8 protein-coding genes are annotated in these 13,516 nt (G+C 35.1%); 5 read left to right on the top strand and 3 right to left on the bottom strand.

Annotation, left to right across the window (positions count from 1 at the left end; all coding sequences use genetic code 11):
* Positions 1-933: 933 nt before the first annotated feature.
* The gene (gene argS / locus J8281_RS01820) at positions 934-2,712 is read left to right on the top strand and encodes an arginine--tRNA ligase (RefSeq protein WP_210196074.1); all 1,779 of its coding nucleotides are present in this window, start codon (positions 934-936) and stop codon (positions 2,710-2,712) included.
* 252 nt (positions 2,713-2,964) lie between these two features.
* Complete coding sequence (locus J8281_RS01815; RefSeq protein ID WP_210195874.1) at positions 2,965-3,432, top strand: GNAT family N-acetyltransferase; 468 nt, start codon at positions 2,965-2,967, stop codon at positions 3,430-3,432.
* Here J8281_RS01815 and J8281_RS01810 read toward each other — a convergent pair.
* From J8281_RS01810 to J8281_RS01800, 3 genes are all read right to left on the bottom strand, one after another.
* Complete coding sequence (locus J8281_RS01810) at positions 3,429-5,948, bottom strand: TonB-dependent receptor plug domain-containing protein (protein ID WP_210195873.1); 2,520 nt, start codon at positions 5,946-5,948, stop codon at positions 3,429-3,431. The genes J8281_RS01815 and J8281_RS01810 overlap by 4 nt on opposite strands.
* Positions 5,945-6,850 (bottom strand): FecR family protein, encoded by a 906-nt coding sequence (locus J8281_RS01805; protein ID WP_210195872.1) that lies wholly within the window; start codon positions 6,848-6,850, stop codon positions 5,945-5,947. Before J8281_RS01805 ends, J8281_RS01810 begins: the two co-directional genes overlap by 4 nt.
* A 130-nt stretch (positions 6,851-6,980) precedes the next feature.
* Entirely contained in the window at positions 6,981-7,496 is a 516-nt protein-coding gene (locus J8281_RS01800) for an RNA polymerase sigma factor (protein WP_210195871.1), read from the bottom strand.
* A gap of 103 nt (positions 7,497-7,599) precedes the next feature.
* Here J8281_RS01800 and J8281_RS01795 point away from each other — a divergent pair, with 103 nt between their 5' ends.
* The 3 genes from J8281_RS01795 to J8281_RS01785 all read left to right on the top strand — a co-directional run bounded on the left by J8281_RS01795 (position 7,600) and on the right by J8281_RS01785 (position 13,224).
* Positions 7,600-8,256 carry a hypothetical protein gene (locus J8281_RS01795; RefSeq protein ID WP_210195870.1) on the top strand — a complete coding sequence of 219 codons (657 nt, stop codon included), beginning with the start codon at positions 7,600-7,602 and terminating at the stop codon, positions 8,254-8,256.
* A gap of 775 nt (positions 8,257-9,031) precedes the next feature.
* Positions 9,032-10,903 (top strand): fasciclin domain-containing protein, encoded by a 1,872-nt coding sequence (locus tag J8281_RS01790; RefSeq protein WP_210195869.1) that lies wholly within the window; start codon positions 9,032-9,034, stop codon positions 10,901-10,903.
* 134 nt (positions 10,904-11,037) lie between these two features.
* Entirely contained in the window at positions 11,038-13,224 is a 2,187-nt protein-coding gene (locus J8281_RS01785; protein ID WP_210195868.1) for a fasciclin domain-containing protein, read from the top strand.
* Positions 13,225-13,516 lie beyond the last annotated feature (292 nt).

The raw sequence follows: 13,516 nt of genomic DNA, 5'->3' as shown, positions 1-13,516 counted from the left end.
CTGTATTTTTCAATATCACTGTAGCCCTTAGACTCCGCTCAGGGAAGACCGCTATGCTAAGATCGAGAAAACACTCTTCCAACGCTACGTCTCGCCCAAAGCAATGCTTTGTCGTGGTATTTCAACCCTCATTACGAAATTCTGATACATAATCCGGGTTAAAATTTTTATTATGAGAACGTAGTGGTTACCTGTGTTTTTTATAATTAATTTGTTGTTCGGTAATTACTATAATTAGGACGTATGAAATAAACCAATCTTTGTATAGCTCCTTTAATCCTTTATCGCAACTCTACAAATTCTCATAATGCAGCAGTTAGTGTTTTTATAGGTAGCGCTAAGCCCATTATATAGTTGTAACTTTTCTTTGATTCAAAAATAAAATAACTCCTATTAAACCGGATTAAAATTAAACTTCATGTACCATCATAGTATTGAAATTAGTATTTTTGATACCGGGTAAGAATGACCATCGGCTCCAAGTACCGGTTAAGAGGTTCATACCGGGGCATTAGGAGAAGGAAAACGTAAGAAACCTATAAATCCCGTTATCGGGAGTGCCGTCCTCTTTTATGGCGTTCTTACCCTTTTTTTACTTCATGTAAGCCACCTCAACAATAGGTCAAAGGTTCTAAGTTGTCTAAAACTATTAGATAGAGTGATTGTTTTTGTAGTAGTATACACAAATGATACTTCGTCACATAAGAACTCCTTTTGACTTTTTCTAATTTCTAAATACTAGTTAAAATTAAAAAGTCAAGAGTAGTTCATAGTGTAGACTAGAATTTCTGTTATCTTTGTCGCTTGTTTGAGTATAAGTTGATCTCTTTTAACTCGATGACTGCATAATCCGGGTTAAAATTATAACCGTTCTTAATTGTCTAAAGTACCCGCGCTATGGCGGGATCTTTTTTAAATACATTTTATAATAAAATGAGTTTACAACAAACCATTTCAGAGAAAGTAAAAATAGCCGTTCAAACTTTGTATGACAACGTTTTAGAAACTGTCGAATTACAGGCAACTAGAAAAGAGTTTGAAGGTGATATCACTGTTGTTATATTTCCTATGTTGAGGGTCGTTAAAGGTAATCCGGTTCAAATAGGTGAAGCCATAGGTAACTATTTGGTCGATCATGTAGAAGAAGTTGAGCGTTTTAATGTAGTTAAAGGCTTTTTAAACCTTGTAATTGCCGATAGTTATTACCTTAATTTCTTTAATGAAATTAAAAATTATCAACGTTTCGGTTTTGTAGATACTCCGAAAGATGATCAGGCGGTTATGGTAGAATATGCTTCTCCAAATACCAATAAACCTTTGCATCTGGGACACATCAGAAATATTTTATTAGGGTTTTCGGTAGCTGAAATTAGTAAAGCTAGTGGCAAAAAAGTGTATAAAACTCAAATCATTAATGATAGAGGAATTCATATTTGTAAGTCGATGGTTGCCTGGAAAAAATTTGGGGAAGAAGCAACTCCAGAGTCAACCGGTTTAAAGGGTGATAAATTAGTAGGAAACTACTATGTTAAATTTGATCAGGTCTATAAAGAACAAATTGTAGCGTTAGTTGCCGATGGTATGTCTGAGGAAGCTGCAAAAAAACAAGCCCCTATTCTTATTGAAGCACAAGAAATGCTTCGTAAATGGGAAGCTGGGGATCAAAACGTCGTAGCACTCTGGAAACAAATGAATGGTTGGGTATATGATGGTTTTGAGCAAACGTATACCGCTCTTGGGGTCGATTTTGATAGCTATTACTACGAAAGCAATACCTATTTATTAGGTAAAGATAATATTGAAGAAGGACTGTCTGACGGGGTGTTTTTTAAGAAACCAGATGGTTCTGTATGGTGTGATTTAACCGATGATGGACTAGATGAAAAGCTGGTATTGCGAAGTGATGGTACTGCAGTGTATATGACACAAGATATAGGTACCGCTATCCAACGAGTGAAGGATCATCCAGATGTCGGCGGAATGATTTATACCGTTGGTAACGAACAGGATTATCATTTTAAAGTGTTGTTTTTAATACTACAGAAATTAGGATATTCATGGGCAAAAAATCTACACCATTTAAGTTATGGAATGGTAGACTTGCCTAGCGGAAAGATGAAAAGTAGAGAAGGAACGGTTGTTGACGCAGATGATCTTATTGACGAAATGACCAAAACTGCTAAAGAAATATCTCAAGAGCTAGGAAAACTAGAAGGATATACCGAAAGTGAAAAAACAGCGGTGTTCAACAAAATAGGTCTGGGAGCATTAAAATATTACATATTAAAAGTTGACCCTAAAAAGAGAATACTATTTAATCCAGAAGAGTCAGTAGATTTCCAAGGTAATACGGGGCCGTTTATACAATATACCTATGCAAGAATTCAAGCCATCTTGCGCAAGGCAAATTTTGATCGAAGTACGGCGATTAAAAATATCAAGTTACATCAAAAGGAAAGAGAATTGATAAAGCATTTAGAAGTATTTCCTGATGCCATTCAAAGTGCAGCAAGTGAATTAAGTCCGGCGATCATTGCAAATTACACGTATGATCTGGTCAAAAATTACAATTCGTTTTTTCAAAATGTTTCTATTTTTGGAGCAGATTCTGAAGAAGAAAAGCAGTTTAGAGTACAGCTTTCGGGTTTTGTGGGTAATGTAATTAAATTAGCTTTTGGTTTATTAGGGATTGAAGTTCCCGAGCGTATGTAATTCCTTATATCAAAAGAATTCCTTCAGACACTTCATCTCTGTTGATGTGCACAGATGCGAATACCAGATTTACCATAAAATAACACAAATCTTCTTGTTCGTCGATGTGCTAAGCGAGACGGTCTTGATTCTTACATCGAATTCATAGTAAAAAAGTGTTGAACATCGATAATTCTTTCCTTTGAACTAAAATAAATAAGAAAAAACAAAGGATAATTTGTAATATACCGTGTAGTTTTTTTATTTTAAAGAATGCATTACAAAATTACCAAGGCAACCGATACTGATTTACCCCTCATGCAGCGTTTGTTTTATCAAACAGTAACGATGTATGGCGCTGTGTTGTTTACCAAAGCAGAGGTTAAAATATACTCGCGCTTGGCGACGAATAAAATCTATTGGCAAAAAAAATTTAAAAAAGATCATGTCTATAATGCTAAGCTTAATGGCGAGATCGTAGGATCTTTTTCTATGGACACTAACGGAACGATCGAATATTTCTTCGTACATATGAATTATCATGGCAAAGGCATTGCAAAAGAATTGTATAGTGTATTAGAAGAAGTGGCAAAAACATCCCAAATCGAGGTATTAACTACCCAGATACATATAGCCACCAAAGATTTTTTTAAAAATAACGGATTCAAAATTATAAAGAATGCAGTAAAAGTAGTTGGGGGTGAAGAAGCCATTAGCTTTACGGGGAGTAAAAGGCTTTAAAAATTTACCCTAAACACTACGTTAGGAGTAAAACCTAAGCCAAATTGGCGAACCTCTTCGACCGTATTTGCATCTGTAATTCTATAGTAGTTGTTTACTGTATTCTGGCGGCTTACTATATTCCATATAGAGGCACCTACCATTCCCCTAATTTGGGAAGAAAATTTAAAATCGTACGTAGCAGATGCATCCCATCTAAAATAATCGGTCAACGTTTCGCTATTGGGATGTTGATAATTGATAGTCCCGTTAGTATTGATTTCATTATCTGGAACTGGTCTTGTTGTTGGTTTCCCACTATGCCAATTGATACCACTAGAAAACTTTACATTATTAAAAGAATACGATAATGCAAAATTAATGTTATGACGAATATCTATGGTGTTCGGAAAATCTCTTTCACTTAAAGTGGCAAATGTATAAGAATTGGTAGCATAGGAATAACTAAGCCATGTTCCTAACTTATTAAATCGCTTATTAATCAAAAAATCAATACCTCTTACTGTATAACTTCCGTGATCTTGCTCAAATTCCAATTGATTTTGAAAACCCTGACTTTGAGTGATAATACCATCAACATGTTTTAGGTAGAGATCAGTACTAATCAACCAATTGTTGTAATTATAAGTTATCCCAAAAGATACTTGTTGACTTTTTAAAATAGGAATATTGTCGTTGTTGGCCAGTACCCATTTTCTGTTTTCGATACCCAAAAAGTCATTTTGAGATTCTATGATTTGCGATGTCACCTGGCTTTTCAGTTCTCCCAAAACTTCAACTGTAAAAAGGTTATTTAATTTGTGATTGATACTAATTCGGGGTTCAACCAAAAATGTATCGAATTTATCAAAATGATTCAGCCTTAATCCGGCAGTAAGGTGAGTATTACTGTTTATTGATTTGAACTCTATTTCTGAAAAAAAGCTATGTGTACGAAGGACTTCCTTAATAAAATCTCTAAATGTGGGATTAGTAACATCTCGTAGATTAGAAATTCCAGTTTCGGTGAATTGATACCCGTTTTTTAGATTAAAATGAGCGTTTAGCTGAAGTAGCGTATTTATTTTAAAACCGCTTTCGAGCACCTCATTTTCCTGGACTAAACGTTGATTATTAATAACGTCAGAATTGGTAGCCTGCAGATCATAATTTGTTCCATATAGCAGCACTTCACTTCTAAATACAGTACTCCAGTTTTTTTGATACGATAAACTTGCGGCACTATTGTTTTGTTTAATGCTGCTCTCTCGCGATATATTTATTTGATCAATTACCGCATTTTCTTTAAACACGAGGTCATTACGCATTAGAATAGCATTAACTTTTATAAGGTCATTAGGACTTACTTGGTATAACCATCGTAAACTTGTATCGTAAAAGGTAAAGGCCTGATCGGTATTAGATATAGATTCTGCAGTATTGGTCACTTCAGAATCCTGAAAAGCTGTATCAAAATATTGATCATATGTAGGTGTTTCTACTACATCGCTAATTGATCTTCTTGCAGATACCTGGAGTGAAGATTTTTTTCCTAAAGGCGTATCTACATACATATCGGCACTAATCATAGTAACCCCTATACTTGCATCCAGTTTTTTATTGATGTCATTCGAAGTATTCATCGCAATTACGCTCGATACTCCGTCTCCATAACTTGCGCTGGATCCATTTCTAATGAGTTGCACATTTTTTGTGAGATAGGGATTAAAAGCAGAAATGAGTCCAAAAAAATGCCCAGACTGGTACATTTTTATACCATCCCATAAAATGAGGTTTTGATCATTGGTACCTCCTCGCACATTGATATCAGAAACGGTTTCATTTACACTTATAACTCCGGGTAATGCCTGAATCGTTTGAAGTAGATCAGGCTCGAGCAATCCCGGTAGAATACCAAAATCGGTATAATCAATACTAATAGATCCATCTGATTTTTTGTTGATTCCTTTAATCAGAAAGTTATTAAGTACGACTTCACTCAAATATTGCACTTCTGGGGTTAAAAAAATTACTTTACAGTTTACGTCAGTAAAATCCTCGACAGGTATTTTTAAGCTTTTGTATCCTATAAAATTAATATGTAACCAATCTTTTTGATCTTCAACAGTAATCCTGAACTCTCCTTCTTTATTACTTGTAGTGGTTTTGTTTTTTAATTGAATAGAAGCGTTTGGTAATACAGCGCTATTTGAAAGGGACATTAAGATTCCACATATTTCCTTTTGTTCAATACTACGACTCAAAACGATACTTTTTGTGTTAAGAAAAGTGAAATCGATGGGAGTTTGACTTTCTATAAACGTTATGGTTTGTTGCAAATTAAGCGAGTTAGAGGGCCTTATTAATTGCACATCGGCTACATCTTCGTCTGCATAGGTGAAGTTACAATTAAATTTTTTCTGGAGTTGTTGCAAAATAGTAACAAGAGACAAGGTATCCTGATTGACCTGGGCATGTACTAATTGAATTTTAACAAAGAGAAATAAAAATATAATAAGGTTTGTGATTCGGATCACGGATGGTATAGGGTTACGTGGTTGTCGTTCATTTTATATTCCAAACGCATAGGAATTGTAATGGATTGCAATGCTGTTTGAATATCTGAATGTACAAAATTACCCGTAAATAGTTTATCCTGATCAATATTTTTTGTAGTTATCTTAACATTATATTGCCTTTCAAATTCTCTAAGAATATAGCGGTATGGTGTACTGTTAAAAACACTTCTGTTTTTTATCCAACTAGGTTTTGTAAAAGAAGTTGTGCTATTAGAAACTTCACCTTTCACCACTCTAAAAATGGAGCCTGCAGGTAATTCACTAGTTTTATTTTTATAAAGAACACGTACAAGACCTTCATAACAAATCACTTCGAAATAGTCCTTTCGTTGTTTTACAGCAAATTGGGTACCCAGTACTCGTACTATACCTGCTGAAGTAATGACATCAAATTTCTTCCCTTTCGCAACCTTAAAATAAGCTTCGCCGTCGAGTTCGATTTTACGATTTTCATCCCAATCTTTTTCTTTATACCGTACTGAAGAAAGAGAATTGAGTGTTACCATTGTCTGATCTGGTAGTGTTGTAGAGGCTTTCTCACTAATCAGGGTTTGTTTTGTTATTGTACTTTCATTAAAAAAGGTAAAATACATTCCAATTCCTAAGATAAATATGGCGGCAATTCTCATAATCATCCTAATTGAAGATGTTGAAAAAGATACTTTCTTATGAGGTTTCGTATATGCTTTTATCTTTTCTAATTCTTCAGGAATCGAATATGTTGGAGATTTGAATGTACGAGCGTTTTCAGAAATTTTCATAAATGAGGCATAGCCTTCCATGTGCTGAAACGCTTCAAGCTCTTCTTTGGTGAGTTCTTCATGGTCTAACCATTTATGTATAATTTCTTCTTCTTTCATCGTCAATTTTCTATATATATAACAGTTAACATTCAAAAATTCCTACCTCAAGATCTAATTTTATAATTTTTAGCTATAAATTTATCGTATTGAGATCATTTTTTAAGTGTTTCGGCTAGGATTTGTATTTTTAAATTCTATCAATTTCTTTTCGAAGTTTTTCTATGGCACCGTAAATTCTTTTTTCTACTGCTTTTCTTGAAATATTTAAAATTTCGGCAATTTCTTTATGTTTTTTTCCTTCAATTCGATTCAAAAGAAAAGCGACTCTTTGTGCTTCCGTAAGTTTTGCTAAGGCATTTTGATATTTTTGTAAATATTCTTTCTCTTCTAAAATAAATTCAGGGTTTTCATTGGTTTTGTAGGGATGCGCTATCTGCTGATATTTTAATTTTACCGTATTGTGTTTCAATTCATTTAAAGTAATATTGTTTGCTACGGTAAAGAGAAAACTTTTAGCTTTTTGTAGCGGAATTTTTTGACAGTTATCCCAAAGTTTTATAAAAGCTTCTTGTACTTTGTCTTTTGCATCTACGTGTTCTCCGTATTTGTAATAGATAAAATCGTGTAGGTTTTTTGCATGTTTTTGAAAAAGTTCTGAAAATAACTTTTCCTCACATACGTTGTCAAATAAATCTTTAGGCATATCGGGATTTTTGTTAAAATTAAAAAAAAATCAAAAGGTCAAGTAGGAATTTTATGATACATGTTGTTTTATTTACAAAAAAATAGAGGAAAAATTGTTAAGAATGAAGAATTTTCTAATCATAGTCATTACATGTTTTATGATGAGTTCATGCCAGGAAGAAGAAAGAGAACTCATCGATCCAACGATCGATACTACAATCTCTACAAATTCTACATTGGCAAAACTTATGAAAAATGTTGTGATACACGACGGATCATATGATGATATTGTCGACGGAGGGAATTGTTTTAGTATTGACTTGCCTTACATATTATTAGTAAATGGAGAGCCAAAAACGATATTACAACGTGAAGATTACAATACAATTGGCAGTACAGATCGCATCGACATACAGTTTCCGGTGATGGTAACATTTTCTGATTACCAACAAGCTACTATCAATTCTGTAAAAGAGTTAGAAGCGATAAGTAGTCAATGTGAGGTTGACGATGAGGATATAGAATGTATCGATTTTATTTATCCTATTCAGATATCTACCTTTAATACTAGATCAAATTCTTTAAGTGCTACTTTACTTAATCACGATTTTGATTTTTTTCTTTTTATGTCTTCTATTGATGAGAATACCAGCTTTAGTATAAATTATCCTATTGATTTGGTATTATATACTGGTGAGAGCATAGATACACAGCATAACAGCGGCTTGCAGGAAGCAATTTCTAAAGTTGTTTCGGCCTGTGATGAGAATGATGAATAGTACTATTTTGGTAATTCTTTTTTTTCAGAATAGAGTATTTACATTAGCTTATACGTTTTCAATCTTCCTCAAAAACTAACTTTATAAAATGTGGGATACGTTAAATGTATCATCTTATGAGTTTTCAAAAGCATAATAGTCTTGTCCCGTTTCATACATCAGCTATCCTAATCTGGAATGATAAACATGCGCGTTAATAATTAATTATAACCCGGGTTAAGAACTATCGATCTTTAACCCGCTTTATGCGTTAGAAAATCTATTACGGCTTTAAACTGCTTCAAAACCAAGCACTACGTCGTATTTTTAAGTTTCACCGTAGCCCTTCGACTCCGCTCAGGATAAACTGCTATGCTGAAACTTAGAAAACACTCTTCCAACGCTATATCTCGCCCAAAGCAATGCTTTGTCGTGGCATTTTCAACCCTCATTACGAAATTCTAATACATAAACCGGGTTTAATTACTGTTATTGATTGTCCGTTATTATACCTAAAATTTAACTGAGAAGTCATCCTGAATTCATTTCAGGATCTCATTACGTTTATTTTCAATAAATTAAGATAAGAAGCTGAAACGAGCCTGTGCTGAACTCGTTTCAGTATTCAGCTTGACACAAACCGGTTTGGTTAAATTACGGATATTCGTTTATTGTTTAACAAAAATTTGTAACTATTAAACAAAAAGTTAAAATACTGCTAAAATGGCATGCTGGGGTTCGAATTTTTTACAATCAGTTGTTTAATCATTAAACAATAAATTTAAACACCATGAAGATGAAACACATTTTTAAAACACTCTTTGTAGTCTTATTTGTTACTAGCTTTGTAGCTTGTAGTGATGATGACGACACGACCTTTCCACCAGCGACTACGACTATTGCAGAGTTTGTAGCAGGTAATCCTGATTATAGTTCTTTATTAGCCGCATTAGAGAAGGCTGAATTAGTTGCAACACTATCAGGAGAAGGTAATTTTACTGTATTTGCACCAAATAATGCAGCTTTTGACGCATTTTTAACAGCAAATAATCTTACGTTAGATGCTGCTACAAAAGAACAGCTAGAGCCTATTTTATTAAATCATGTACTGGGAGATGCGCTTACTTCTGCACAGCTAACCACCGGATATAGAGATAATCTTGCCAATTTTAGCACGTATGTAAATAATAGCGACAGTGGTGTAGTGATTAACGGTTCTGCTAATGTAACGACTCCGAATCTTAATCAAACTAACGGAATTATCCATGCCGTAGACGCTGTAATCGCGTTACCCACAGTTGCTACATTTGCAGTAGCAGATCCTAATTTTAGTCAATTGGCATTATCACTTACTACAAGAACGCCAGATGTTGATTATGCAGCTACATTAAGCGGGACTGAATCCTCGCCATTTACAGTTTTTGCACCTACCAATGATGCCTTTTTAGATTTGGCAGCTCGATTTGGGATTGCTGCAAACACAATTACAAATACTGCAGTAGGCAGCATAACTCCAGAGCAGCTAGCTATCGTATTAAATTATCATGTAATACCAGGAACTAGACTACTGGCTGCAGGCATTCCAGATTTGGTAGAGGGAGAAGCTCCTGCAACCTTACAGGGAGAGCGGTATAGTGGTATTTTTATTGAAGATAATGAAGCGGTCATAGAAGATGAAACTGGTGTAGATGCTACTATTATTGCAACTGATGTAAAAGCAACCAACGGTGTGATACATGCTATTGATAAAGTGTTATTGCCGGCTGCTGCTCTTGCCGATGATGTTTTAGATAGAAGTATAACGGCCAGAGCTGTAGCTACACCAGGATTAGATTTGCTAACAGCAGCATTGTATAGAACAGAATTAAATGATGTATTAGACCGACCTGCTGCCGATGGAAATGCATATACCGTTTTTGCACCAACCGATGATGCTTTTAGAACATTATTAGATGGTAGAGACTTAGAAGACATTCCCGTAGAAGATTTGACACAGATATTGTTAAATCATGTTATTGTAGATAGCGACGCAATAAGTGCAAGTATGTTTGTGACACAAGGAAGCCGATATAGAACCACATTGGCTACTTATGGAGATACTGATAATAACTTAAGTATTTTTATAAATATTGATGGAGGAGTAATATTAAATGGTGTCGCTACAGTTACAGGTCCCGATGTTGATGCGCGAAATGGTATTGTACATGTAGTAGACGAGGTGATTACCTTACCAGATGTTACTACATTTGCAACTGCAGATCCTAATTTTTCAACATTGGCTCAGCAATTAACTAATGCAGATTTGGTAACAGCTTTACAAGCCACTAACGGTACTGGTACTCCAGAAGCACCTTTTACTATTTTTGCACCGACCAATGCAGCTTTTGATAATTTATCTAGTGTGCCTACTGGTAATGAATTAAGGGCAGTTTTAACATATCATGTAATCGCTCAAAGCAATGTAAGATCCACAGATTTGGCTAGTGTTGCAGGAGAAGTTGCTACAGTAAACGGAGCCAATGTTACCATCTCTGCAGACCCAGCTACTGTACAAGGTGTAGGTAATATGACTGCAAGTGCAATTGTACAAGCTGATGTACAAGCAACGAATGGAGTTATCCATGCAATAGATCAAGTATTGTCACCAACAGCAATGCAACAACCATAAATTATTGAGGTAGTTTAGTAAAACCCTCGACAATCCGGGCTGTTTATTTTCCCGATATATTTTTATCATAAACAGCTCGGATTTTTTCTACACAAGTATCTAATTTTTCACACTAATTTTTAAAACTTTTTATTATGAAAACGCTAATCAAAAGATTAACGGTACCCTTTTTGTGCCTTTTTTTAACTAGTATGATCCTATCTTGTCAAGATGACGATCCGTCTGAAACACCACCAGAAGTGGGAGCTTCCCCAGAAGAGTCAACCATTATAAGTTTTGATGAGATCGAACGTATGACTCAAAATATAGTGGATGGGGAGTTATTAGAACCAGACAATGAAGAAGAAGCTTTTGCTACTTCAAAAAATGCAAAACGAAACATAAGCCGAGAGCGTAGAGTATATGATTTTGCAGCTACTGTAACCAATGGTGCCGGACAAGGAACCAATTTGGAAGGAAAGTTAAGACTTAACTTTACATTATATCATTCAGATTTTACTTTGGTACGAGGTAATTTAGTATTGCCAGATGGTGGCAAAGCCAGAACACGAGGTGCTATCATTAGTGACGGATTTGTGTACTTAATCATCAACATACCTGGTAGAGATTTAATCTTTGGGATAGGAAAAATAGATGATGAAGGTAATCAAGCGGGTGCCTTTACTATATTTACAGGAAACGGGATCGGATCTGGAGATTGGACTGCCGCTCTTACACAAACTATTTTCCCTAATAAAAATATAGTAGAGCTTATCGTAGAAGATGGTAGGTTTACCTCTCTAATAGGCGCACTGCAAGCTACAGAACTGGTTGATGCTTTAAGTGCCGAAGGGCCATTTACAGTATTTGCACCTACCGATGCAGCTTTTGAAGCACTAGATGAAATTCCGCCACTAGATACATTAAGAGAGATTCTATTATATCACGTAGCCCAAGGAAGATTAACTACACCAAAATTACTAGCCAGAACATTGGTAAAAACACTTCAGGGTGAAGATGTAAAAGTAACCTTAACTGAGAATAATGAAATTGTTATTAATGACACTGTTAAATTATTAGCGGCTAATATTGGCGGTTCCAATGGGGTAATTCAGGTAATAGATGCTGTTTTAATTCCACCGTCTTTTGAAGAACTTTCGAGTATTGTAGAAATTGCAATAGCAACGCCAGAGCTTTCTACTTTGGTAGGAGCCTTACAATCAGCAGAATTAGTCGACACTTTAAGCGGTGAAGGACCATTTACAGTATTCGCACCTACCAATGCAGCTTTTGAAGCCCTAGATACAATTCCTTCTGGCGATGCGCTCAAAGAAGTATTATTATATCACGTAGCCGCAGGTAAATTTACAGCACAAGACTTAATCCAAAGACAAACGGTTACTACAGTTCAAGGAGATGAAGTAACTATCGAAGTAAATAATGCTGGTAATGTTATCCTAAATGGTAACATAGAAGTTATTACCGCAGATATTGAAGCGTCAAACGGTATTGTGCATATAATCAATGGAGTGTTGCTACCACCTTCACCGCTACAATCTATCGTAGAAATTGCTGTAGCTACCCCAACATTATCAACATTGGTTGGAGCACTACAAACTGCCAATTTGGTGAATACCCTTAATGGTGACGGTCCTTTTACTGTGTTTGCACCTACCAATGCGGCTTTTGAAGCTTTAGATGCAATTCCTTCTGGCGATGCGCTCAAAGAAGTATTATTATATCACGTAGCTGCAGGTAAATTTAAGGCAGCAGATTTATTGCAAAAACAAACGGTGACCACAGTTCAGGGAGATGAGGTTACGATTCAAATGAGAAATGGTGACGTATTTTTGAATGAATCTATTCGTGTGAGCATTGCAGATATTGAGGCTTCGAATGGTATTGTACATGTTATCGACGGAGTATTATTACCGCCTTCACCTTTACAATCTATCGTAGAAATTGCTGTAAATACTCCGCAACTATCCACCTTAGTAGGAGCCTTACAAACCGCAGATTTGGTAAATACGTTAAGTGGTGACGGTCCTTTTACAGTATTTGCACCTACCAACAATGCTTTTTTAGCCTTAGATGGTATTCCGTCTGGCGAGGCTTTAAAAGAAGTATTACTATATCATGTAGCCGCAGGTAAATTTACAGCTGCAGATTTATTACAAAAACAAGAGGTAACCACTGTACAGGGAGAAGTAGTTACTATTGAAATGAATTCGAGAGGCGATGTTTTACTTAACCATGAGATCAAAGTGGATATGGCAGATTTAGAAGCATCTAATGGTATTGTACATGTGATTAAAGGAGTTTTACTACCTTCATCCTTGTAAACCAGAATATTTAATACGTGAGTTAGCCACTCAGATTTTGATTATTTCATAAAAGCGGTATTTGCCATTGTATACGACAATGTTAAATATCGCTTTTTTATTGCATCTTATATGCTATAATAATGGGTTGGGAGCCATGGAGTTAGAAATATAAAAGCAAAATTGTAAATAAAAAATATAAAAGTGGTTCAGTAGTAAGTATTGAGTATTGAGTGTGAGAACTTAAAAATTCAGTAATATAGATCTCTAGCAACCATAAAACCTTACGGCTTCATAAAAACTTAGATTCCAG

This window comes from Aquimarina sp. U1-2 (genome assembly GCF_017897595.1).
GTDB lineage: Bacteria > Bacteroidota > Bacteroidia > Flavobacteriales > Flavobacteriaceae > Aquimarina.
The sequence above is the reverse complement of the archived record's forward strand: the minus strand, read 5'-3'. Positions and strand labels throughout refer to the sequence as shown.

Excerpts from the sequence above, each read along its gene's own strand:
- argS (WP_210196074.1), top strand. The coding sequence starts at position 934 with ATGAGTTTACAACAAACCATTTCAGAGAAAGTAAAAATAGCCGTTCAA.
- J8281_RS01815 (WP_210195874.1), top strand. The coding sequence starts at position 2,965 with ATGCATTACAAAATTACCAAGGCAACCGATACTGATTTACCCCTCATG.
- J8281_RS01805 (WP_210195872.1), bottom strand. The coding sequence starts at position 6,850 with ATGAAAGAAGAAGAAATTATACATAAATGGTTAGACCATGAAGAACTC.
- J8281_RS01800 (WP_210195871.1), bottom strand. The coding sequence starts at position 7,496 with ATGCCTAAAGATTTATTTGACAACGTATGTGAGGAAAAGTTATTTTCA.
- J8281_RS01795 (WP_210195870.1), top strand. The coding sequence starts at position 7,600 with ATGAAGAATTTTCTAATCATAGTCATTACATGTTTTATGATGAGTTCA.
- J8281_RS01790 (WP_210195869.1), top strand. The coding sequence starts at position 9,032 with ATGAAACACATTTTTAAAACACTCTTTGTAGTCTTATTTGTTACTAGC.
- J8281_RS01785 (WP_210195868.1), top strand. The coding sequence starts at position 11,038 with ATGAAAACGCTAATCAAAAGATTAACGGTACCCTTTTTGTGCCTTTTT.